24 protein-coding genes are annotated in these 22,332 nt (G+C 72.0%); 10 read left to right on the top strand and 14 right to left on the bottom strand.

Annotated elements, in window-relative coordinates; translation table 11 throughout:
* Nucleotides 1-38: 38 nt before the first annotated feature.
* Nucleotides 39-437: a response regulator transcription factor gene (locus ACFWFZ_RS06675; protein WP_387117638.1), complete on the top strand. Its 399-nt coding sequence runs from the start codon at nt 39-41 to the stop codon at nt 435-437.
* Here the strand turns inward: ACFWFZ_RS06675 and ACFWFZ_RS06670 are convergent.
* The 4 genes from ACFWFZ_RS06670 to ACFWFZ_RS06655 form a co-directional block, all read right to left on the bottom strand.
* Nucleotides 403-1,047, bottom strand: coding sequence for a hypothetical protein (locus ACFWFZ_RS06670; protein WP_387117635.1), 645 nt, complete (start codon nt 1,045-1,047; stop codon nt 403-405). The two genes, ACFWFZ_RS06675 and ACFWFZ_RS06670, sit on opposite strands and share 35 nt — an antisense overlap.
* Before the next feature lie 14 nt (nt 1,048-1,061).
* Nucleotides 1,062-2,261 (bottom strand): cyclic dehypoxanthinyl futalosine synthase, encoded by a 1,200-nt coding sequence (gene mqnC, locus ACFWFZ_RS06665; protein ID WP_387117632.1) that lies wholly within the window; start codon nt 2,259-2,261, stop codon nt 1,062-1,064.
* Nucleotides 2,262-2,338: 77 nt separating this feature from the next.
* A complete protein-coding gene (locus ACFWFZ_RS06660; protein WP_387117629.1) occupies nt 2,339-4,168 on the bottom strand; it encodes a serine/threonine-protein kinase in 1,830 nt (609 codons plus the stop codon).
* A gap of 237 nt (nt 4,169-4,405) precedes the next feature.
* On the bottom strand, nt 4,406-5,269 hold the full coding sequence (locus tag ACFWFZ_RS06655; protein WP_387117626.1) for a menaquinone biosynthetic enzyme MqnA/MqnD family protein: 864 nt from the start codon (nt 5,267-5,269) through the stop codon (nt 4,406-4,408).
* A gap of 237 nt (nt 5,270-5,506) precedes the next feature.
* On the opposite strand from ACFWFZ_RS06655, the gene ACFWFZ_RS06650 reads away from it, so the two are divergent.
* Nucleotides 5,507-5,710: a cold-shock protein gene (locus tag ACFWFZ_RS06650; RefSeq protein WP_007265804.1), complete on the top strand. Its 204-nt coding sequence runs from the start codon at nt 5,507-5,509 to the stop codon at nt 5,708-5,710.
* A 171-nt stretch (nt 5,711-5,881) separates the two neighbouring features.
* Here ACFWFZ_RS06650 and ACFWFZ_RS06645 read toward each other — a convergent pair whose 3' ends face one another.
* A complete protein-coding gene (locus ACFWFZ_RS06645) occupies nt 5,882-7,567 on the bottom strand; it encodes a lytic transglycosylase domain-containing protein (protein ID WP_387117623.1) in 1,686 nt (561 codons plus the stop codon).
* Nucleotides 7,568-8,004: 437 nt separating this feature from the next.
* Here ACFWFZ_RS06645 and ACFWFZ_RS06640 point away from each other — a divergent pair, with 437 nt between their 5' ends.
* Nucleotides 8,005-8,601 (top strand): dihydrofolate reductase family protein, encoded by a 597-nt coding sequence (locus tag ACFWFZ_RS06640; protein WP_387117620.1) that lies wholly within the window; start codon nt 8,005-8,007, stop codon nt 8,599-8,601.
* 132 nt (nt 8,602-8,733) lie between these two features.
* On the opposite strand, the gene ACFWFZ_RS06635 is transcribed toward ACFWFZ_RS06640, so the two are convergent.
* Complete coding sequence (locus ACFWFZ_RS06635) at nt 8,734-9,216, bottom strand: hypothetical protein (RefSeq protein WP_387117618.1); 483 nt, start codon at nt 9,214-9,216, stop codon at nt 8,734-8,736.
* 750 nt (nt 9,217-9,966) lie between these two features.
* On the opposite strand from ACFWFZ_RS06635, the gene ACFWFZ_RS06630 reads away from it, so the two are divergent.
* A complete protein-coding gene (locus ACFWFZ_RS06630) occupies nt 9,967-10,134 on the top strand; it encodes a hypothetical protein (protein WP_387117615.1) in 168 nt (55 codons plus the stop codon).
* A 26-nt stretch (nt 10,135-10,160) separates the two neighbouring features.
* Here the strand turns inward: ACFWFZ_RS06630 and ACFWFZ_RS06625 are convergent, their stop codons facing one another.
* From ACFWFZ_RS06625 to ACFWFZ_RS06610, 4 genes are all read right to left on the bottom strand, one after another.
* Entirely contained in the window at nt 10,161-12,026 is a 1,866-nt protein-coding gene (locus ACFWFZ_RS06625; RefSeq protein WP_387117612.1) for an AMP-dependent synthetase/ligase, read from the bottom strand.
* Nucleotides 12,027-12,256: 230 nt separating this feature from the next.
* Nucleotides 12,257-12,823 (bottom strand): DUF4291 domain-containing protein, encoded by a 567-nt coding sequence (locus ACFWFZ_RS06620; protein WP_387117609.1) that lies wholly within the window; start codon nt 12,821-12,823, stop codon nt 12,257-12,259.
* Nucleotides 12,824-12,912: 89 nt separating this feature from the next.
* Entirely contained in the window at nt 12,913-13,716 is an 804-nt protein-coding gene (locus tag ACFWFZ_RS06615) for a helix-turn-helix domain-containing protein (protein WP_387117607.1), read from the bottom strand.
* Nucleotides 13,717-14,041: 325 nt separating this feature from the next.
* A complete protein-coding gene (locus ACFWFZ_RS06610) occupies nt 14,042-14,449 on the bottom strand; it encodes an ATP-binding protein (protein WP_387117604.1) in 408 nt (135 codons plus the stop codon).
* A 155-nt stretch (nt 14,450-14,604) separates the two neighbouring features.
* Between ACFWFZ_RS06610 and ACFWFZ_RS06605 the strand changes: the two genes are divergently transcribed.
* From ACFWFZ_RS06605 to ACFWFZ_RS06580, 6 genes are all read left to right on the top strand, one after another.
* On the top strand, nt 14,605-15,462 hold the full coding sequence (locus tag ACFWFZ_RS06605) for a helix-turn-helix domain-containing protein (protein ID WP_387117601.1): 858 nt from the start codon (nt 14,605-14,607) through the stop codon (nt 15,460-15,462).
* A complete protein-coding gene (locus ACFWFZ_RS06600) occupies nt 15,459-15,650 on the top strand; it encodes a DUF397 domain-containing protein (protein ID WP_387117598.1) in 192 nt (63 codons plus the stop codon). Before ACFWFZ_RS06605 ends, ACFWFZ_RS06600 begins: the two co-directional genes overlap by 4 nt.
* A gap of 22 nt (nt 15,651-15,672) precedes the next feature.
* Entirely contained in the window at nt 15,673-15,864 is a 192-nt protein-coding gene (locus ACFWFZ_RS06595; RefSeq protein ID WP_387117596.1) for a DUF397 domain-containing protein, read from the top strand.
* Between the two features lie 62 nt (nt 15,865-15,926).
* Entirely contained in the window at nt 15,927-16,358 is a 432-nt protein-coding gene (locus tag ACFWFZ_RS06590) for a hypothetical protein (protein ID WP_387117593.1), read from the top strand.
* A complete protein-coding gene (locus ACFWFZ_RS06585) occupies nt 16,355-17,761 on the top strand; it encodes a hypothetical protein (protein WP_387117590.1) in 1,407 nt (468 codons plus the stop codon). Before ACFWFZ_RS06590 ends, ACFWFZ_RS06585 begins: the two co-directional genes overlap by 4 nt.
* Nucleotides 17,758-18,078 carry a hypothetical protein gene (locus ACFWFZ_RS06580; protein WP_387117587.1) on the top strand — a complete coding sequence of 107 codons (321 nt, stop codon included), beginning with the start codon at nt 17,758-17,760 and terminating at the stop codon, nt 18,076-18,078. The genes ACFWFZ_RS06585 and ACFWFZ_RS06580 overlap by 4 nt, the downstream gene beginning before the upstream one ends.
* A gap of 229 nt (nt 18,079-18,307) precedes the next feature.
* Here ACFWFZ_RS06580 and ACFWFZ_RS06575 read toward each other — a convergent pair whose 3' ends face one another.
* The 4 genes from ACFWFZ_RS06575 to mqnE form a co-directional block, all read right to left on the bottom strand.
* Nucleotides 18,308-19,645 (bottom strand): dicarboxylate/amino acid:cation symporter, encoded by a 1,338-nt coding sequence (locus tag ACFWFZ_RS06575; RefSeq protein WP_387117585.1) that lies wholly within the window; start codon nt 19,643-19,645, stop codon nt 18,308-18,310.
* Between the two features lie 415 nt (nt 19,646-20,060).
* On the bottom strand, nt 20,061-20,372 hold the full coding sequence (locus ACFWFZ_RS06570; protein ID WP_387117582.1) for a DUF4229 domain-containing protein: 312 nt from the start codon (nt 20,370-20,372) through the stop codon (nt 20,061-20,063).
* A gap of 150 nt (nt 20,373-20,522) precedes the next feature.
* Nucleotides 20,523-21,047: a GNAT family N-acetyltransferase gene (locus ACFWFZ_RS06565; RefSeq protein ID WP_387117579.1), complete on the bottom strand. Its 525-nt coding sequence runs from the start codon at nt 21,045-21,047 to the stop codon at nt 20,523-20,525.
* 109 nt (nt 21,048-21,156) lie between these two features.
* Complete coding sequence (mqnE, locus tag ACFWFZ_RS06560) at nt 21,157-22,320, bottom strand: aminofutalosine synthase MqnE (RefSeq protein ID WP_030965880.1); 1,164 nt, start codon at nt 22,318-22,320, stop codon at nt 21,157-21,159.
* Nucleotides 22,321-22,332 lie beyond the last annotated feature (12 nt).

Below are 22,332 nucleotides of genomic sequence, written 5' to 3'. Positions count from 1 at the left end.
GCCAGAGGGGCCGCCCGGGGGGATCGAGGAGTGGAACCGTGCGCGTCGTCAGCTTCAGCGTCCCTGCGTGGTTCCCCTCGTACGAGGAGCCGGACGGGCCGCCGGCGCAGCACGGGGACCGGTCGTTCGAAGCGCTGCTGACCGAGCAGGAGTCCGCGGTGTTCCTGTGCCTGGCCACCGGCGCCTCCAACCGGGAACTCGCCGGGGAGCTCCAACTGTCCGTCAGCACGGTCAAGTTCCACGTCGTGAACATACGGGCCAAGCTCGGCGGGATCAGCCGCCTCCAGGCCTGCCTGCTGGCCGCCCTCGCCCGGGAGGGCGGCAGACCGGCCGACCTCCCGCCCTGCGGGCAAGCACCCTCCGGCGACGGACTCTGCGACGACGGACTCTGCGACGACGGGCTCAGCGGCGGCGGTGCAGCAGCCGTCCCCCGATGACCGTGGCCACGCACGTGGTCGCGCCCCGCGCCGGCAGCTCGGCCTCGTCCGCCACCGCGAACACCGCGAACCGCGCCGCGGCACCCGGCTCCAGCACCCCGTGGAAGGCCTCCGCCGCCGACTCCCGGCCCGCGAAGGGATCCAGGGCCGGCCGCCCCTCGTAGGGCGCCGGCGGCAGGATCGTGAGCCCCGAGCGGGACACCGCGGTGCGCACCGCCGGGACGGTGAAGCGGCCGCACACCGCCACCACCCCGCGGGCCAGCAGCCGCTGCGTGCCGCGCCGGGCGCTGTTGCCCCACCGCGCCTCGGTCAGCTTCAGGGCGTCCAGCGCCGCCTCGCCGCTGATCGGGTCGGCGCCGAGCTCGGTGACCTCGTACGGGTCGTCCGGGTAGTACGTCCGCTCCAGCAGCTCGTCCGCACCGCGCACCAGCAGCCCCGGGGTGAGCACCCCGGGCCAGCGGCGGACCCGGGCGTGCGAGTGGGCCGCGCCGAGGTCCTCGTACCGGCCCACGTGGGTGATCCGGTCCGCGTCGACGAGGACCGCACCGCCCTCCAGCGGCGCGGACCCCGGGCCGGTCACGAGGAGCTCGGCGGTGTGCAGCGTCAGCATCGTGTCGCCAGGCGTCAGTTCGCGGAGATGAGCTTCAGCTCGGGGTGCGCGGTGCCGCCCTCGATGGCGGTGGAGGAGATGTGCGAGACGACGCGGTCGTCGGCCGGGTCGTTCGCCGGGTCGTCGTGCACCAGCAGGTGCTCGTACGTCGTCGCGCGCTGCGCCGGCGTGCGGCCCGCCTTGCGGATCAGGTCGATGATCTCCTGGCGGTTGGAGCGGTGCTTGGCGCCGGCCGAGGAGACGACGTTCTCCTCCAGCATGATCGAGCCGAGGTCGTCCGCGCCGTAGTGCAGCGAGAGCTGGCCCGCCTCCTTGCCGACGGTCAGCCAGGAGCCCTGGATGTGGGCGATGTTGTCGAGGAACAGGCGCGCGATCGCGATCATGCGCAGGTACTCGAAGATCGTCGCCTGGGTGCGGCCCTTGAGGTGGTTGTTCTCGGGCTGGTACGTGTACGGGATGAAGGCGCGGAAGCCGCCCGTGCGGTCCTGCGTGTCCCGGATCATCGCGATGTGCTCGATGCGCTCGGCGTTGGTCTCGCCGGTGCCCATCAGCATGGTGGAGGTGGACTCCACGCCCAGCCTGTGGGCGATCTCCATGATCTCCAGCCAGCGCTCGCCGGACTCCTTGAGCGGGGCGATCGCCTTGCGCGGCCGGGCCGGCAGCAGCTCGGCGCCGGCGCCCGCGAAGGAGTCGAGGCCGGCCGCGTGGATGCGCTGGATCGCCTCCTCGGCCGAGACGCCCGAGATGCGGGCCATGTGCTCGACCTCGGACGCGCCGAGGGAGTGGATGACCAGCTGCGGGAACGCCTTCTTGATGGCGGAGAAGTGGTGCTCGTAGTACTCGACGCCGTAGTCCGGGTGGTGCCCGCCCTGGAACATGATCTGCGTGCCGCCGAGCTCGACGGTCTCCGCGCAGCGGCGCAGGATGTCGTCGAGGTCGCGGGACCAGCCCTTCTTCGTGTCCTTGGGGGCCGCGTAGAAGGCGCAGAACTTGCACGCCGTGACGCACACGTTCGTGTAGTTGATGTTCCGCTCGATGATGTACGTCGCGATGTGCTCGGTGCCGGCGTAGCGGCGGCGGCGCACCGCGTCGGCCGCCTGGCCGAGCGCGTGCAGCGGCGCGTGGCGGTAGAGGTCGAGCGCCTCTTCCCTGGTGATCCGGCCCCCCGCTGCGGCGCGGTCGAGGACAGACTGGAGAACGGCCTGGTCGGTCACCGGGAGTCACCTTTCGGCGGTGTGTCTGTGTCAAGGTCCGGACCGATCCAGCCTACGCCAGCCCCTGGCGGGGGTTTTCAGGGGCTGCGGGTGAGGTCTCCTTCGGGGTTCCCGGCCGGGGCGTCGCCCGACTTGTAGTGGAGCGTTCCGTTGGAGTCGAGGGTGAAGCGCTCGTCGGCGGACCCGTTGGAGCACACACCGGGCGCGGGGTTGGGGCCGCCCGAGGTGTCCAGGACGAGCGAGCGGTCGGTGGCGGAGGCCAGCTTCCAGTCCCCGCTGCAGTCGGTCCCGAAGAGCGGGAGGATCGACTTGTCCCGGCCGACGACCTCACCGACCCTGCCGGCCTTGATGGTGATCTCGAACTCGGTGGAGAGCCCGGCGCGGGCGGTGGTGACCGTGCCCTTCCACGTGCCGATGAGTTCCTTGGGGACGTCGCTACGGCTCCCGGACGGCGACGCGGAACCCGCACCGGTGGCCTCGGCCGAGGGTGCCGAGGCGCCCGGGGCGGGCGAGGAGGCGGAAGGCCTGGCGCCGACGTCGGCCAGGTCCCGCTGGTCGCCGCCCCGGCCCGGGAGCAGGTCCAGGAAGTAGATCCCGCCGGACAGCACCGCGAGGACGGCCGCCGCGGCCAGTACGACGGTGCAGCTGAACCGGCGCCCCGCGGCGCTCACGGTGACCTGCCGCCCGTCAGCCGCGCTCCGCGGCTGCGGCACCGCGCCGCCGGCTCCGGGGGCCCCGCCCGCGGTCTCGGTGGGACGGCCGTACGGGCCCGCGGCCTGGGCGGCGTACGGGGAGCCCGCGCCCTGGCTCCCGTACGAGCCCTGGTTGCCGTACGAGGGGTCCGGCGCCCCGAAGCCGCCACCGGCGGGGCCGTAGGACCCGGCGGTGAACGGGACCGGGCCCGAGGCGGCCTCCGGGGCGGCAGCGACCCCGGCCCCGGCCGGACCCGCACCTGGACCCGCACCCGCACCCGCACCCGCACCCGCACCCGCACCCGCACCCGGACCGTCCTCGGCGGGCTCGGCGTCCAGGTCCAGCAGCGCCACCGCGGCCCGGCTGGCCTCCTCGACCAGGGGTGCCGGGAGCCAGCCGGGGGCGCCGAGCGCCCCGCCGAGGGCGGCGGCGACCGCCTCGGGCGCGGGCCGGTCGGCGGCCGTCTTGGCCAGGCAGGCCGCGATCAGGTCGCGCAGCTCCCCGGCCGGGAGCCCGCCGAGTTCGGGCGGCTCGTGGACCACCTTGTAGAGGAGGGTGGCGGAGTTGTCCCCGGTGAAGGGCGGCCGGCCGGTCGCCGCGTAGGCCATGACCGCGCCGAGCGAGAACACGTCGGCCGCCCCGGTGACCCCCTTGCCGAGGATCTGCTCGGGCGACATGTAGCCGGGCGAGCCGATGGAGACGCCGGTGGAGGTGAGCGAGGCGGTGCCGTCCGTGGCCCGCGCGATCCCGAAGTCGATCAGCCGCGGCCCGTCGAGGGTGAGCATCACGTTCGACGGCTTGACGTCCCGGTGGACCAGGCCCAGGCCGTGCACGGCCACCAGGGCCCGTGCCAGTCCCGCGCCGACGGCCCGTACGGACGCCTCGGGGAGCGGCCCGTGGGCGGCGAGCGCGCGGTCCAGGGAGGGGCCCGCCACGTAGCCGGTGGCCACCCACGGGACCGCGGCCTCCGGGTCGGCGTCCAGGACCGGCGCGGTCCACTCGCCCCCGACTCGCCGGGCCGCCTCGACCTCGCGGCGGAACCGGGCCCGGAACTCCTCGTCGGAGGCGAAGTGCGGGTGCACGATCTTGACGGCGACGGTCCGGCCGCCCGCGCTGCGTCCCAGGTAGACCCGGCCCATGCCGCCCGCGCCGAGTCGGCCGAGCAACCGGTACGCGCCGATGGTCCGCGGCTCACCGGCTTCCAGCGGCTGCATCGCGCCCCCCAATTCCCCGTGATCCCGGGCGTCTTGTGGCACCCGGCCGAGCAGCAGCCTAGGGGGTGCCCGGCGGATCGGGGTCGGTGAGCCCGGGGCGTCCGGGGATGGTCAGGGCGCGCCGCCATCCTTTTGCATTTCCCCCGCCCGGCGGAGAAATGCGGAAAGGACGGGAATTCCCGGGAAACCGGGCATTCACCTGCCGGGCGCTTTGGATCTACCCGGCGGTAAACCCGGTCAGCACTCCTGGACCATCGCGCTCAGCAGCTCCACGGACACATCCGCGGGATACCCCGTCGTCGGTCCGGTCCGCCGGGCGAATTCCCTTACGCCGGCGAGCTGGTCGGGTCCGAAGCGGAAGTCGAGCGTGGTGAAGTACCGCTCCAGCAGCTCCGCGTCGAAGGCCTCCCAGCGGGCCGCCTGCTCGGCGACCTTGGTGACCTCTTCGAGGGAGAGGTCACGGGAGGCGAGGAAGGCCTCGTGGACCTTGTGCACGACGGCGGGCTCCCGGGCGAGGTAGTCCTTGCGGGCGGCCCAGACGGCGAAGACGAACGGCAGTCCGGTCCACTCCTTCCACATGTGCCCGAGGTCGTGGACGGTCAGTCCGAGCCGGGGCGCGTCGTGGAGCGAGGCCCGCAGCGCGGCGTCGCCGATCAGCACGGCGGCGTCGGCCTCCTGCATCATCAAGCCCAGGTCGGGCGGGCAGGTGTAGTAGTCGGGCCGTACCCCGTACTGCTCGGAGAGCAGTAGCTGGGCCAGGCGTACGGACGTACGGGAGGTCGAGCCGAGGGCGACGCGGGCTCCGTCGAGCTGCTCCAGCGGGACCTGCGAGACGATCACGCAGGACATCACGGGGCCGTCGCAGCCGACCGCGAGATCGGGGAAGGCGACGAGCCGGTCGGCGTTGCGGAGGAATTCGACGAGGGTGATCGGGGCGATGTCCAGCTCCCCGTCGACCAGCCTCTGGCTGAGCTTCTCGGGGGTGTCCTTGGTCAGCTCCAGGTCCAGCAGCGTGCCGGTTCTGGCGAGCCCCCAGTAGAGGGGCAGGCAGTTCAGGAACTGAATGTGGCCGACGCGGGGCCGGCTGCGGTAGACGTCCACATCGCGAGACTAGTCCCACGGTCTGCGTCAGCCTTGAGGCGGGTCTCAAACGTCCGGGTGACGTGATCTTTCCCTCTGGTCTCGGCCGCATGGTGCGTGCTAGGCTCGCCGCAAGTTGCAGTTTGGTTTCCCTTGCAGTACGAGGCCTGCGGAGAATGTGACCCGCAGGCTTTTGTAGTTTTCAGACTTCTTAGCAGGTTCTGGAGCAGGGCGACCCTTTGGCCCATAGGAGGGCTCATGGCTACCGGAACCGTGAAGTGGTTCAACGCTGAAAAGGGCTTCGGCTTCATCGCCCAGGACGGCGGCGGCCCGGATGTCTTCGTCCACTACTCCGCGATCAACGCCTCTGGCTTCCGCTCCCTTGAGGAGAACCAGCAGGTCAACTTCGACGTCACGCAGGGTCCGAAGGGCCCGCAGGCGGAGAACGTCACCCCGGCCTAGTCGCCAGGGCCAACCTCATCGCGGGTTGGAAAAGCAGTACCCAAGGAGCCCTGCCCCCTCTGCGCCAGCAGAGCGGCAGGGCTCCTGCCTTTTCCCTCCCGCCGGCGGGGACGGAGAAGACCTCGGGCCCGCACCGTGTGGACGGTGCGGGCCCGAAGGGTGTGGAGCGGGTTACTTCGGGGTGGCGGCCGGGGCGGGGGCCGTGATCTCGATGTCGATGATCAGGGTCACGCCCTCCGGGGTGACCAGACGGAGCTGGTAGGTGTCCGGGGCGAGGTCCGCGTCCGTGAAGAGCTCCGGCAGGACGATCCGGCCGTCGGCGGCGGTCTCCGGGAGGGTGAGGCTGAAGACCTTCTTGCCGGTCTCGTCCTTGAAGTACGGGCCCTTCGCGGTCGCCGGGTCGGCCGGCACCCACGTGCCATCCTTCACCTGGCCGAAGCCCGCGACGACACCGGACACCGCGACGGCCTTGCCCTTGGCCGTGGCCCGGACCTCGATGCCCTTGATGCTCTGACCGGCGACCGCCGTCGGCGGCTTCGAGCCGTTCGGGCGGGCGAGCAGGTCGGCGGCCGGAGCCGTGACCTTGCCCGCGAAGTTCACGGTGAGCCGGCTCGTGGTGTCGTAGGCCGAGACGCGCAGGGTGAAGGTGCCCGCCGTGGCGCCGGCCTTCAGGCCGGGCGCGGCGGCGATGCCGTCGGCGCCCGTCTTGACCACCAGGGACTTCGCCGTCCCGAAGAGGGTGCCGGTGGCGTCCTCCTCGACCGCGAAGATCACTTCCCGGTCGGCGGCGGGCTTGCCGTCGCTGAGGAGCAGCTTGACCCGCGGGACCACGGTGAAGGCCGCGCCCGTCTCGGCGGTGAGGCCGGGACCGTCGAGCACCGCCAGGTCCTGCAGGTGCGGGGCCGGCTTCTCCGGGGTCGGGGTGGGCGTCGGGGTCGGCGTCGGCGTGGGGGTCGGCGTGGGGGTCGGCTTGGGGGTCGGCGTCGGCGTCGGCGTCGGCTTGGGGTTCGGCGTCGGCGTGACCGAGTTCTGCGGGCGGGGCGTGGGCAGGGTGCCCGGCTGCGCGGGCGGGTAGTTCCCGACGGGCGGGTTTGCCACCTCGGTGGCGCCCTGCTGGTACTGGCGCATGTAGCCGAGCACGGTGTTCACGTACTCGCGGGAGTTGTTGTAGCTGAGGATGGCCTTGTCGAGCTCGGCGGCCACGGCCAGGTTCCGGTCGCCCGCGCACAGGTACAGGCCGGCGCCCAGCGCCGCGTCGTAGATGTTGTTGGGGTCGCGCTTGGCGTCGCCGTTGCCGTCGGCGCCCCAGGTGGCCCAGGTCGACGGAATGAACTGCATGGGGCCGACGGCGCGGTCGTAGACCACGTCCGCGTCGAACTCGCCCCGGTCGGTGTCGCGGATCTCGGCGAAGCCGTTGCCGTCGAGGCGCGGGCCGCGGATCGGCTTCTCGGTGTAGCCGTCGGCCTTGAGGCCGTAGCCGGAGGCGTGGACGGACTCGACCCGGCCGATGCCCGCGAGCAGTTGCCAGGGCAGCTTGCAGTTGGGGAGCGCGGCCGCCACGGCGACCTCGGCACGGTTGTAGGCGTCGAGGGCGGTCGCGGGTATCCCGCTGGCGCCCTCCTGCGTGCCCGTACCCGCGCCTGCGGCGGGCGGCGGGTCGGCGACGATGTCCGGCAGGTCCAGCCGGGCGTCACCGCGATCGGTGGCCTGCGGACTGTCCGGGGTCGGTTCGGACTCTCCCGCATCCGCGGTCGACGGAGTGGACACGACCGCGGCAGTGGTCAGGCTGGCCGCGAGCGCGGCCGTGCACAGGACCTTGCGCGAGGTGTTGACGATGTGGCGGTGAAGCGGCTTCACAGTGCGGCAATCCCCCCAAGGAGCCGTTCAGATGTGTACGGCCGGAGTGACCGTGAATATCCACTGTCTATCAGGTATTCCGACCCGACTCGCCGTGCGCCCGGCAGATGTGACGCACCATTCGTCTCGCCTTCACCAGGGTCTGACGACAGAACGGACAACACTGTCAACTCTGCGCCCGATATGGCCTGATGACAACGCATTTCCAGCCAGATCCCCTGCGCTCGAATGGCCGAACACGCCTACGCCCCCGCGACTGCCGCCCATCCGGCGGCCGTCACCACAGGCCCCCGAAGCGTTCCAGGCGTCCCACACGACCCGCACACGGCGGTGTGACCCAGATCACCCAAGCAGGGCCGCGGGAACCGATGCGTTCCGCCGGGCCCGCCGGTCTAAGTTGCGTAACCACCGACCCGGACGGAAGAGGAACGAACCCCATGCGCATCGTCATCACCGAATTCATCAGCCTCGACGGCGTCGTGCAGGCCCCGGGCGGCCAGGGCGAGGACAACGACGGTGCCTTCGCCCACGGCGGCTGGTCGCAGCCCTTCTTCGACCCGGAGGTCGTCGGCGGCTCCTTCACCGAGGCCCTGGAGAAGGCCGAGGCGCTGCTCTTCGGGCGCCGCACCTGGCAGACCATGGCCGCGGCCTGGCCCGAGCGGGCCGGCGACCCCTTCGCGGACCGGATGAACGCCCTCCCGAAGTACGTCGTGTCCGACACCTTGGGTGATGACGAACTGACCTGGAACAACACCACGCGCATCGACGGCGCCAAGGCCGTCGCCCGCATCCGCGAGCTGCGCGACGGCGCGGGCGGCGACCTGGTGGTCATGGGCAGCCCGACCCTCGTACGCACCCTGCTGAGCGAGGGCCTCGTCGACGAACTCCGGCTCATGATCATGCCGGTGCTGCTGGGCGGCGGAAAGTCGATCTTCCCGGAGGACGGCGGCCTGCACACGCTCGAACTGGCCTCCACGGCCATCAGCCCCGCGGGCGTGCACGTGTGCACGTACCGCCCGGCCGCCAAGAGCTAGTGCCGCGCCAGGCAACGTTCGCCCCGTCGCGACGCCCGGCGCGCACTCTCGCCGCACCGGCCGCCGCTCCTGACGGGCAAACGTTGCCCGGCGCGGCACCAGCCGGGGCGGGGGCGTCGAGGGGACCGGCCGTCAGAGGACGGCGGTCCCGATCTCGACGAGGATCCCGGCCGCCGCTGCCAGCACGACAGCGGCGAACAGGCCCACCAGGGACAGCAGGAAGTAGCCCTCGCCGTTCTGCACCGTGCCGCTGCGCGCGCAGGCGAACAGCCAGGCAGCGAGCGTCAGGAACGGCACGAGCAGCAGGCCGCCGGCGGTGCCGAAGTTGAACACGGCGGTCCCCGACAGCTCGTACGCCCTGCCCCTCGCCGTCCGCACCTCCACCTCGGTGCCGCGCCGGTACTCGTCGGCGGCGGTGTCCAGCTCGATCTCGCGCGCCGCCTCCCCCGGCCGCCGGGGGGCGTACCAGCCCGTGCAGTCGGTACCGGTCGTGTAGCCCTCGGCGTCGGCGGCCTCGTAGCAGCGGCTGACCGAGACGACCCCGTCCACGGGCCCGAAGCCGAGGACGGCGCCCATCTGCGGCCCGGGCAGCACCCACATCAACCACCCGGCCACCGCAAGCGTCACGATCGCCCCGGCCCCGGCCACCCCCCGCCCCAACCCCCGCACATCAACGTGCACAGCGCCCCCTCTCCCGTGCAGGCCGATACCCGCGGGGAAGCGGCGTCACGCCGGGTCGGCGGAAGGGCGGGAGCGGGGGCGGTGGGCGGGATGCACGTGACCGGGATCAGAGACGTTCTGGGGGTTTCCCGTCAGCGCGTAGCGATCTGGGGCGGCTTGTGCCCAGCCACAGGGGTTCGCGGACGCCGTCCGGCAGGAGCGCGTAGCGATGTGACGCGTCCCCTGGCTCCGCCCGCGCATCGCTGGCCGCCCCGTCTCGGTCTCGTGACAGCCCGGCCCGTTCTTCTGGGGGCTTCCCGGCAGTCTTTCGGATGTCCGGGGCGGGACGGTCGGTCAGGGTGGAGCGCAGCGACATCGCGAAGCGACGCGAGGAACGAGCGCCCTTGAGGGACCGGCCCGACACGGACAGACGATGGGACAGACGGGAAACCCCCAGGACGTCTCTGATCCCGGTCACGTGCATCCCGCCCACCGAAACCTCCCCCGGCTTCCGCCCCCGCACCAGCGGATCCCGCCCCCGGAGCCCCCGCCCCGCGCAGGCTCGCGATGGGGGCGGTGTCAAGCCCCGAGATGCCGTGGCGTGACGGGGTGGGGGCGGCGGGGCGCAATGGTCGTACGGGGTTCGGCCCCCGCAGACCGGCCGGCCGGCCTCCACCGCTCGCCCGCCGTGCCAAGGAGAACGTCATGACCAGCATCCACCGTCTCGCCCTGCTCAAGGCCGCCATCGCCGTCGGAGCCCTGCGCGTGGCGCCCGCCGCGATCCGCGACTCCAAGGAGCGCGCCGCCACCGGCACGCTCGTCCCCATGCGACCCGCTTCCCGGGGCGCGCCCGAGCGCTCGGGGCGGGCGTAGCTGCCCGGCCGCCGGGGGCGCGGGGGTCATCCCTCCCGCGGCCCCCGGTACAGCTCGTCGATGCGGTCGGCGTAGTCACGTGCGATCGCGCCGCGGCGGAGCTTCAGCGACGGGGTCAGATGCCCGCGCGCCTCGGTGAAGTCGCCCGGCAGGACGGCGAACCGGCGGATCGACTCAGCCCGCGACACCAGCTGGTTCGCCTCGTCGACGGCCCGCTGGAGGTCGGCGAGCAGCTCCTCGTCCCGGACGAGTTCCCGCATCGGCATGTTCTGCTTCTTCCGCATCTGGCGCCAGTGCCACAGCCCGTCCGGCTCCAGGGTGATCAGCGCGGCGATGTACGGCCGGTTGTCGCCGACGACCATGCACTGCCCGACCAGCGGGTGGGCCCGCAGCCAGTCCTCCAGCGGCGCCGGGGCCACGTTCTTCCCGCCGGAGGTGATGATCAGGTCCTTCTTGCGGCCGGTGATGGTGAGGTACCCGTCCGCGTCGAGTTCCCCGATGTCCCCGGTGGCCAGCCAGCTGCCGTGCGGGAGCGCCTGCCCGCTGTTCCAGTAGCCGGCGAAGACGTGCCGCCCGCCCAGCAGCACCTCCCCGTCCGGTGCGATCCGTACCGCCGTACCGGGCAGCGGCCAGCCCACGGTGCCGAGGCGGGGCCGCTGCGGCGGGGTGACGGTGCTGGCGCCGGTCGTCTCCGTGAGCCCGTAGCCCTCGAAGACCTCGATGCCCGCGCCGGTGTAGAAGGCGGCGAGTCTGCGCCCCAGCGGTGATCCGCCGCTCAGGATGTAGCGGACGCGGCCGCCGAGCGCGGCCCGGATCCGCCGGTAGACGAGCGGGTCGTACAGGGCGCGGGCGGCGCGCAGGAGCGGCCCGGGGGCCTTGCCCTCTACGCTCTCGCCGATGCGGCGGGCGATGCGGGCGGCCCGGTCGAAGGAGGAGGCGCGGCCCATCTTCTCGGCGGTGGCGCGGGCGGTGTTGTAGACCTTCTCCAGGACGTAGGGAATGGCGAGCAGGAAGGTCGGGCGGAAGCCTGCGAGGTCGGCGAGGAGGTCCTCGGTACGGATGCTGGGCGCGTGTCCGAGCTTGACGCGGGCCCGCAGGCAGCCGACGGCGACCATCCGGCCGAAGACGTGGCTGAGCGGCAGGAACAGCAGGGTCGAGGCGGGGTCCTTGCTGACCGACTTGAAGACGGGGTGCAGCAGCTCGATGGAGTTGTCCACCTCGGCGAAGAAGTTGGCGTGGGTGATGACACAGCCCTTGGGCTGCCCGGTGGTGCCGGAGGTGTAGATGAGGGTCGCGACGGAGTCCGGGGTCCGGTTGCCCCGGCGCGCGTGCACGAGGGCGTCGGGGATGCGTTCCCCCGCCTTCACCAGCCGGCCGATCGCGCCGGTGTCGAACTCCCAGAGGTGGGTCAGCCAGGGCAGGTTGGCCCGCTCGGCGCTGATGATGCGGGCCTGTGCGGTGTCCTCGACGGCGCAGGCCACGGCGCCGGAGTCCTGGATGATCCAGCGCGCCTGGAGGGCGGAGGAGGTGGGGTAGATCGGTACGGTGACCAGCCCCGCGGCCCAGCCGGCGAAGTCGAGCAGGGTCCACTCGTAGGTCGTGCGGGCCATGATCGCGAGCCGGTCGCCCTCGCGCAGCCCCTCGGCGATCAGGCCCCTGGCGACGGCGAGGACCTCGGCCGCGAACTGGGCGGCCGTGACGTCGCGCCAGGACCCGTCGGCCTCCTTGCGGGCGAGTACGGCCTCGTTCGGGGCCTGCGCGGCGTTCTCGAAGGGGATGTCCCCGAGGGAGCCGTGCGCGGGGGCGGCGGCGAGTGCGGGCACCCGCACCTCGCGCACCACTCCGTCGACGACCGTCCGGACGGGCTCCACCAGCTTCGGCTCCGCTTCCACGGCGCACCCTCCTCGGCTCGCACGAGTGTTACCGCCGGTAATTTACGGAGGGGAAACCTCGTCCGACCAGCCCTCGGAGCCCTTCTTCACCGACGCTCCACTCCGCCACCGCCGCCACCGCACCGCGCGAGGGAATTGAGGAGGGCCGCGCCGCGTGCGGCGTCGTCGACGCTCACCGCGAAGTCCTTGCCCTCGCCCCTGCCCCTGCTCCTGCCCCTGACCGCGGTCTTTCAGCCGCCTCGGGAAAGGCGGTCCTCCAGTGCAGGCGGGAGCGGGTAGGTGCGCTCTGCGGGAAACAGCCGCCGGGCTTTGGCGGCCTGTCCGGTCTGCAGCAGCGAGGCGCACCGGCGCACCTGCGCCGTGAGGTCGGTGAGACTGACGATCCAGTCCTCGTTGAAGGTACGGATCAGATGGCGGCCGATGCCGACCTGGATGCTGTAGTGGTTCAGCGCCGTCCCGCGCGGCGAGCGCTCCGGGTCCCACTGGACGTGCACGGCCGCCCGGGCCACGGCCGTCGGGTCCTCGGTCGTGAGCACGGCCCGGGACAGAGCCTCCTCCCAGCCCTCGCGCGTCATCCGCACCGCGAGCACGCGCTCCTGACCCGGCTTTCGAGCCCAGTTGCTGCGGTGCATCAGCCACATGAACGACGGCTTGATCCACGTCATCCGGTGGAAGGAGAACGGCTCGACGAAGCGGCCCGCCCGCAGCGCCGGCTCGGCGATGGCGGGCGCGTACGCCTGGTAGACCACGATCGTGCGGTCGTCGTAGTCGGCACGGATCTGATACTGGGATGCCATGCCGCACCCTGCCATCCGGCCGGTGTCCCCCGCGCGCGTTTTTCCCGCGCGCGTTTTCCCGCGGCAAGGCCGTCGGCGGCAGGCGCGGCCTACGCGGCGACCGGCGGGCAGGTTCTGCAGCGGCCCGGGGTCGGGGCGCGGAAGGCGCGGTCGCAGCCGTCGCAGTTCTGGAGCGGGTCCGGACGTGCGGGCGGCCGGACCGCCAAGGGCGGTGGGGCGGGCGGCAGGTGGGGCGGGAGCAGGGCGGTGAGCCGGTACGCGAGGACGGACGCGGGTCGGCGCATGTCCGCGGGGAGGTCCCACGACAGGACCCGCCCGACAGCCTCGGGGTCCACGCCGCGCTCCAGCCAGGCCGACACGGAGGGCGCGAGCCGCCGCACGTCCCCTTCGGACAGCAGGAGCCTCGGATCGCGGCGCCGCAGACTTGCGAGCAGGTCGGCCGCACCGGGGTGCAACCGCTGCGCCTCGGGAGTCCGCGCGGCCTCCGGAGCCGGGTTCGGAGCCGGGCCCGGGTCCGCAGCCGGCTCCGGCTCCACCACGGGCCCGGACACGTCGGCCGCCTGCGACACGGCCCTCTGCTCCGCCTCCGGCTCCGGTACGGGTTCCCGGCCGGGCGGCGGGTGCGGGCCGCCCGAGGCGGGGCCCGGCTTGTTGTACGAGTACGTACGGGTCACCACCCGCCCGCCCTCCAGCCGCTCGCGCCGCCGCTCCAGGTAGCCGTGTTTCTCCAGCTCCCGCAGGGCGGAGGCGATCCGCACCTCCCCCTCCGGAAAACGGCCGGCGAGGGCCTTGATGCCGACGGGGGCGCCGTCCGGCAGCGACTGGATGTACGCCGCGACGCCGATCGCCGTCGCGGACAGCTCCCGGTGCTGGAGGAGGTGGTTGCCGACCACGGTGTAGTGACTCGCGTGCCACGTGTTGACGTGGATGACACCGGATCGGGCGGTGCCGGAGGGAACTCGGGACGTGGCGCGCGAGGGCGCGCTAGGGTGCTGGGGAGCCATTGGGAAGCCGCTTACTTCCTTGTTGGTCAGGCCCTCGGCCGGGATGCCAGTCCCACCGGGGGCCGTCTCATGTCTGGGGTTGTCGCGGCGAGCATATGCCCGCCAACCCACCCGAAATCCAGCCCAGTTGGCACCTTTCACCCGACCGAGCGACGCGGGCCGGGTTTGGTTGGTGGGTTGGTTCTTTCTCCCGGTTCTTTGGGTCTTTATGCGTCTAAGCACGCCGGGTCGCGGACCCCCGTGACCCGGCCGTCAGGGAGACCTCCGCCCACACCACCTTGCAGGGCAACGGCCCTTCCCTGACGCCCCAACGGTCCGCCAGCGCTTCGACGATGACCAGTCCGCACCCCGCGTCGCGGATCCGCGGGATCCGGTCGCCGCGCGCGTCCGTCACCTCGATCAGCAGCGTCTGAGGGGTCGCGGTGAGGGCCAGTCGGAAGTCCCGGCCGGGCACGCGTCCATGGGTCACGGCGTTGGCGGCGAGCTCGGCCACGACGTGCGCGGGTTCGATCAGGGGCAGTCCCCAGCCCCGTAGTTGCTCGACCGTCAGGAGGCGGGCGAGACGGGCGGCGCGCGGGGTCGCGGACAGCTGGACGTGGAAGTCGACGAGTTGAGGAATCACATCACTCAGCGTGTCCGTCCGTGCGTACCGTGAGAAGCGGCAGCGCCCGTACGTCCCGGGTTTGTCCGGAGCTTGTCCGGAGCCGTCCCGACTGTCCGGACGCGCCCGACGGGTACGAGGCGTTGCGTACATCGGCTCGTCGGAAGTGGGTGCGCATGAGCGCAGACAGTGACGGTACGGAAGAGCCCGGCTGGGACGTCGATCCGGAGGACGAACAGGGCGCGGCGGTGGTGGCCGCGCTGGGCCGCCAGCTCAGGGCATGGCGCGAGGCGGCCGGCCTGCGGCCCGCGGACTTCGGGGCGGCCATCCAGTACGGGGAGGACCAGGTCCGCAAGGTCGAGTCGGGCAAACGGATCCCCCGCCCCGAGTACCTGGACAGGGCGGACGAGGTACTGGACGCCGGGGGGCGGATCTCCGCGATGAAGGCCGACCTGGAGCAGGTCCGCTACCCGAAGAAGGTGCGGGACCTAGCGAAGCTGGAGGCGAGGGCCGTCGAGATCGGGGCGTACCGCATCCACGGCATTCACGGTGTTCTCCAGACGGCGGAGTACGCCAGGGCACTCTTCGAGATGCGCCAGCCCGCCTACAGCCAGGACGAGGTGGAGCGGTACGTGGCCGCGCGCATGGCTCGGCGTGCCCTCTTCAAGCGAAATCCGGCTCCGTCGCTCAGCATCGTCCAAGAAGAGGCGAGCCTGCGTCGGCACATCGGAGGCACAATGGTGTGGCGCCGACAGCTCGAACGCCTGTTGGAGGTGAGCCGGTTGCGGCACGTGGCCCTGCAGGTGATGCCGATCGACCGCGAGGTCCATGCCGGCATGGACGGCGGGATCGAGGTCCTGAAGTTCGAGGACGGTACGGCCGTGGGTCGCTCGGAAGGCGCTTTCGGCGGACGACCGGTCTCCGACCCGAGGCAGCTCCGGATCCTTGAGCTGCGCTATGGCATGATCCGGGCCCAAGCCCTCACCCCCCTGGAGTCGCGGGGCTTCATCGAGCAAGTGCTGGGAGAGACATGACCGACAACCGCGAGCTCGACTGGTTCAAGAGCAGCTACAGCGACGGCAGCGAAGGCGACTCCTGCGTCGAGGTGGCCGCCACCCTCGGCACGGTCCTGGTCCGCGACTCCAAGGACACCGCGCGCACCCACCTGGCCTTCGCGCCGCACGCATGGGCAGGATTCGTCGCCCACGCATCCGACGCCTGACGACACCCCGGGGCAGGAGCAGATGAACGACAACCGTGAGCTCGGCTGGTTCAAGAGCAGCTACAGCGACAGCAGCGAGGGGGACGACTGCGTCGAGGTGGCCGCCACCCCCGGCGCCGTCCTGGTCCGCGACTCCAAGGACACCGCGCGCACCCACCTGGCCTTCGGCCCGCACGCGTGGGCCGGGTTCGTCGCCCACGCGTCCGACGCCTGACGGAACCGCGCCTTCCCGTTGCGCGTCTCCCGATTGACGGTCGCCAACTGTGCGGGGGATGGATGTCGTTCGACGCGGAATGGGCGCAGCACAAAGCCCTCGCCCGGTCGGCACCCGCCCCGGCACCGGCATCGGCGCCCGAGGCGGGCGGCAGCGGCCCGGACGGGACGCTGGTGGCCACGGCCTCCTCCCTCAACGGCAGCGCGAACCTCCTGATCGAGATCGCCGCGCTCCTCCACGAGGGCCGCCCCGACGGCGACGCGAGCACCATGGCGCGCGCCCCGCGCGCCCACGCCGACGTCGCCGCACAGACCCTGCGCTTCGCGGCGTTCGCCGACGACCAGTTCAAGGACACCGTCGCCCTCTTCGCCGGCCTCGCCACCCGCCTGAAGACCGCCGGCACGAGCTTCGCCGGGGTGGACGACGACACCGCCCGGTCCTTCCTCGCCGGCCTCCTCTCCTCGGGGCGGTACGTGCCGCCGGAGTGCAAGTGACCGGACTGGACGGGCTGAGCGGGCTCAGCCACCGCGAGGACGTCGCGTTCCTGGAAGAGTGCAATCCGCCCCTCATCGAGCGGAACGCCGCCGAGTTCCGCCGCCTGCGCGACCTCCTCGTACAGGTCGGCGAGCCGGCCCGGCGCGCCGAGACCCGTACCGAGTGGGAGAGCGAAGGCAGCCACACCTACACCGCGCGCCTCACCGAGGCCCGGCTGCTCGTGGCCCAGATGGCCGAGGGCTACGACAAGGCCGCCAGCGCCCTGAACGCCTATGCCGCCGCCGTCACCACCGCCAAGTCCCACTACCGCAACGGCAGGCACACCGAGCGGGCGCTCGCCGCACTCATCGACACCAAGGGCGTGGCGGTCACCAAGGTCGCGCGGGCGGCCGAGCCGATGCGCCGGTGGGAGGACATGCGCGCCACGACCGGTTTCCTGGACTTCCTGGCCGAGGCCACGATGGACGTCGACGACATCCGGGAGGAGGCGGACCGCCTCCACGACGCGGCGGGCGGCAGCTTCCACCTGGCGAAGACGGTCGAGGCGGAGGCCCGCGCCACCTGCGTCCACGCGCTGAAGCAGGCGTACGAGCTGCTCCCCGAGTTCAAGGTGCCGGGCGGCGGCGCCCGCCCCGACCTGTATGCGGCGATGGCGGACATCCGCCGGGAGGCGGCGGAGGCCGCCGCCTCCCCGCTGACGCACCTGCCCGGCAGCGGACCGAAGCGGGAGACGGCCCCGCCTCCCGGCGACGCCGCGATGTCACCCGCCCTGCGGGACATCCGGATGCGGATCTCGTCCCTGCCGCAGGCGGACGACAGCTACTGGGACCCGCCGGGCGACGACGAGGAGCGGGCCCGCTGGATCTCCCACAACAGGGAGGTCCTGCGGGCCGCCGCCCAACACTCCGGGCTGCCCGACGAACTCGTCGCGGGCATCGCCTGGAAGGAGATCGGCGGCCAGTACGGGGTCACCGACGACCTCACCGACACCGTGCGCGGCGCGGCCGCCTCGCCGCTGAGCCCGGTCGCGCCGCGGGAGCTGCCCTGGCGGCTGGGCGGGACGCCCGACGAGACCTCCTTCGGCCCGATCGCGATCCAGCTGCGCCGGGGCGCGGAGGTGCTCGGCTACGATCCGGCGCACCTCACGGACGCCCAGCGGGTCCTGGTGGAGGAGTCGCTCCAGGACCCCCGGCAGAACGCGTTCGTCGCCGCGGGCTACCTGGCCCAGCTCAAGGCCGAGGCGGGGTACGGCGATGTGCCCGCCGAGCAGCTGACCGACGCCCAGATGCGGGAGATCGCCGCCCGCTACAACGGCGGGCCGTACTGGCAGTCGGGCAAGGCCCAGGACTACGGCGATGATTTCGGCGACGCTCTCGGCAAGGTGAAGGACGCGATGCGATGACAGACGGCAGCGGGACCATCGTCCCGCCCGGGGACCGTCGACGGGTGCGCTGGGCGTTCGGGCTCCCCCTCACCCTCGTGCACGCTTTGAACGCCGTGTTCGTCTACGCCGCCGTGTTCCGCGGCCCGCAGGCCGCATGGGACCACCAGGGCTACGAGGGCACGGCGGCGGCCGTCTTCCTCGCTCTCTGCCTGAGCCTCCTCGGGATCCTGATCACGCTGGTCCCGCCGGTGCGCAGGGCACTGGGCCCGTGGTGGTTCGCGCCGCCGCTCGTTCTGGGGGTGATCGCGTGGGTGCGTATCGAGACGCTCGGCTGAGGCTGCGCGACCACGGGTGGTTCGCCACCCCCGTCCTGCTCGCGGTGATCGTCTCCTTCCGCGCCCAGCCGGTCTGACGCCCCCGCTGCCCCGCCGCCCCGCTGCCCCGCATCCCCGCCGCGCGACGGCCCGGCCGCCAGGACCGAACGCCGCAGCCCCGCCCGGACGGGGGCGGGGCTGCGGCGAGTGTGGCGGCCGAGCGGCCGGCGGGCCGGGTGGGCCTGGCGGCTCAGGCGGTCGCGGCGGCCGGCTGCGGCGTGGCGTCGAGGGCGGCCGGGGCGGCGGGCTCGTCCAGCGGGGAGCCCGAGGCGGTCGCGTAGGCCTCCTTGTCCAGGATGCCCTCGCGGGCCGAGACGATGACCGGTACCACCGCCTGGCCGGCGACGTTCGTGGCGGTGCGGATCATGTCCAGGATCGGGTCGATCGCCAGCAGCAGGCCGACGCCCGCCAGGGGGAGGCCCAGGGTGGAGAGGGTCAGCGTCAGCATGACGGTCGCGCCCGTCAGGCCGGCCGTCGCGGCGGAGCCGATGACCGAGACGAAGACGATGAGCAGGTACTCCTTGATGCCCAGCTGCACGTCGAAGATCTGCGCGATGAAGATCGCGGCGAGCGCCGGGTAGATCGCGGCGCAGCCGTCCATCTTGGTGGTGGCGCCGAAGGGGACGGCGAAGGAGGCGTACTCCTTCGGGACGCCGAGGCGTTCGGTGACCTTCTGGGTGACCGGCATGGTGCCGACGGAGGAGCGTGAGACGAAGGCCAGCTGGATGGCGGGCCAGGCGCCCTTGAAGAACTGGATCGGGTTGACCTTGGCGACCGTCGCGAGCAGCAGCGGGTAGACGCCGAACATCACGAGCGCGCAGCCGATGTAGATGTCGGCGGTGAAGGTGGCGTACTTGCCGATCAGGTCCCAGCCGTACGTGGCGATCGCGGTGCCGATGAGGCCGACGGTGCCGATCGGGGCGAGGCGGATGACCCACCACAGGGCCTTCTGGAGGAGCTCCAGGGCGGATTCGGCGAGGTCGAGGACCGGCTTGGCCTTCGCTCCGAGCTGGAGGGCGGCGATGCCGGCGACGACGGCCAGGAAGACGATCTGAAGGACCTTCAGCTCGGTGAACGGCGTGACGATGTCGGTGGGCACGATGCCGGTCAGGAAGTCGATCCAGGAGCCGGTCTTCTTCGGGTCCTTGCCGTCGGCGGCGGTGAGGCCGGTGCCCGCACCCGGGTCGGTCAGCAGGCCGATGCCGATGCCGATGCCGACCGCGATCAGCGAGGTGATCATGAACCAGAGGAGGGTGCGGGAGGCGAGGCGCGCCGCGTTGTTCACCTTCCGCAGGTTGGTGATCGACACGAGGATCGCGAAGAAGACGAGCGGGGCGATGGCCAGCTTCAGCAGCTGGACGAAGAGGTCGCCGGTCTTCTCCAGCGTGGTGGCGAGCCAGCTGACGTCCTGGCTGCGGGCTATCCAGCCGAGGAGGACGCCGAGGGCGAGACCGGCGACGATCTGGGCCCAGAAGGGGAACTTGAACGAGGCCTTGGCAGGGGCCTGGGGGGTCGCGGACACGGACACTCTCCGGAGGTGGCGCACGAAGTGAGGGGGGGTGGTTCTGCGTGGTGTTGCGGTGCGGCAGCAGCCAGGAAGGGCCGGCCGGGACCGCTGCTGTATCGATTCAGCTCAACAGCAACAGGCCGCGGACGCGCGGCGGCAGAGGTCGACGTGCAGGCGCGTCACGAGCGGGACGCTCGCGATCATCGGGTGCGCAGCTGAGGTCAACATGTTGAACACGCTAACACCTCTCCTTTGAGATTCTCAAAGGGGCCCTTTGAGACAACGGCGCACGGAGCCCTCTTGCGCGGGCCCGGAAACACACCAACGCCCCAGCGTCGACGGGCGGTGTACCCGGTGCTGGGGCGTTCGGTGCGCGATGAGGCTGTGTGATGAAGCCAACTGGGGCGTCAGGACCCGACTAGGACCCGACGAGGACCTAGGATGCGACGCGCGCCGCGTCGTCCGCCTGGTCCTCCTGGCTGCGGTTGTCGGCGAGCTTCTGCTTCGCACCCGCGACGCGCCCGGAGATCTGCGCGGACATCTCGTCGCGCTGCTTGCGCAGGAGGACGAAGGAGAGCGGGGCGGAGAGCACGAGGGCGAGCAGCACGACCCAGGCGCCGTTGGCGTCGCCGAGTCCGGCGGGGACCAGGCCGAACCGGACGAGGAGCGCGACGACGGCGAGGCAGCCGACGAAGATGCCCAGGCGCATCGCGGTGTATCGGATCGTTGCGCTCGGCTTGAGGGACACGGTGACCCCTTCTCTCTCGTCGTGGTCGTCAGGTCGTGCGTCGCACGGTGCCCGTCCAGTGAAGCACGCCGGGACCCGGCCGCGGCCCGCCGGGGTGCGTACGCCCGTACGGCCCGTACGCCCGGCGCCCGTACGGCCGCCGTCGGTGGATCAGTAGAGCGGCAGCAGCATCGTGATGTCGTCGCGGTCGTCGCCCGGGGCCACGCGGACGGCGCCGGGGACGCGGCCGACCTCCTTGTAGCCGCAGGAGGAGTAGAAGTGCTCCAGGCCGAGGCCGCCGCGGCAGGTGAGGCGGATGGCGTCGATGCCCTCGATCGAGCGGGCCGCGGCCTCGGTCGCGGCCATGAGGTCGCGCCCGAGGCCCTTGCCCTGGTGGCGCGGATGGACCATCACCGTGTAGGCCCACAGCCAGTGCCGCTGGAGCCGGTGCGTGTTGTGGGTGAGGAAGGCGGTCGCGGCGACCGCACCGTCCTCGTCGCGCCCGACGAGCAGCCGGCAGCTCCCGTCGGCGACGCCGGCGAGGTGCTTGTCGAGCGAGGGGCGGACGTCGTCGTGGGTGACCGGCGGCACGAAGCCCACGGCTCCGCCCGCGTTGGAGACGTCCGTCCAGAGCTTGAGGATTCCATCACGCAGGGAGGGCCCGACGACCGGATCCAGGGTGAAAGTAAGGATCATTTTACGAGTTTAGCCATTACCTCATCGGCTCGTCCGGAAAAAGCCAAACCCCGGCCCATGGGCCGGGGTCAACTCGCCGGAAGCGGCTGTGGTGCGGGGCGGACGCCGATCAGACGCGCATCGCCTGCGGGGTCTCGCGCAGGTCCGCGTCCGGGCCGGGGTACTCGCGGATGATCTCGTAGCGCGTGTTGCGCTCGACCGGGCGGAAGCCGGCCTCCCGGATCAGCTCCAGCAGATCCTCACGGCCCAGCTTGTTCGGGGTGCCGTAGTTGTCCGCGTCGTGGGTGATCTTGTACTCGACGACCGAGCCGTCCATGTCGTCCGCGCCGTGCTGGAGCGCGAGCTGGGCGGTCTGCACACCGTGCATCACCCAGAAGACCTTGACGTGCGGCACGTTGTCGAAGAGCAGCCGCGAGACGGCGAAGGTCTTCAGGGCCTCGGCGCCGGTGGCCATCGTCGTGCGCGCCTGGAGCTTGTTGCGCACCTTGCCGTCCTGCATGTCCACGAAGTCGTGCTGGTAGCGCAGCGGGATGAAGACCTGGAAGCCGCCGGTCTCGTCCTGGAGCTCGCGCAGGCGCAGCACGTGGTCCACGCGGTGGCGCGGTTCCTCGATGTGCCCGTACAGCATCGTCGAGGGGGTCTTGAGGCCCTTCGCGTGCGCGAGGCGGTGGATGCGCGACCAGTCCTCCCAGTGGGTGCGGTGGTCGACGATGTGCTGGCGGACCTCCCAGTCGAAGATCTCCGCGCCGCCGCCGGTGAGGGACTCCAGGCCCGCCTCGATCAGCTCGTCCAGGATGTCGGAGGCCGACATGCCGGAGATCGTCTCGAAGTGGTGGATCTCGGTCGCCGTGAACGCCTTCAGCGAGACGTTCGGGAGCGCCTTCTTCAGCTCGGAGAGCGAGCGCGGGTAGTAGCGCCACGGCAGGTTCGGGTGCAGGCCGTTGACGATGTGCAGCTCGGTGAGGTTCTCCGTCTCCATGGCCTTGGCCAGGCGCACGGCCTCCTCGATGCGCATCGTGTACGCGTCCTTCTCGCCCGGCTTGCGCTGGAACGAGCAGTACGCGCACGAGGCGGTGCACACGTTGGTCATGTTGAGGTGCCGGTTGACGTTGAAGTGGACGACGTCACCGTTCTTGCGCGTGCGCACCTCGTGGGCGAGGCCGCCGAGCCAGGCCAGGTCGTCCGACTCGTAGAGGGCGATGCCGTCCTCACGGGTCAGCCGCTCGCCGGAGCGGACCTTCTCCTCCAGCTCACGCTTGAGCCCAGCGTCCATGTACCGGTCGCC

This window comes from Streptomyces sp. NPDC060232 (assembly GCF_042726555.1).
Classification (GTDB): Bacteria; Actinomycetota; Actinomycetes; order Streptomycetales; family Streptomycetaceae; genus Streptomyces.
Note: the sequence above shows the minus strand (reverse complement) of the source record. Positions and strands in the feature narration are given on the sequence as shown.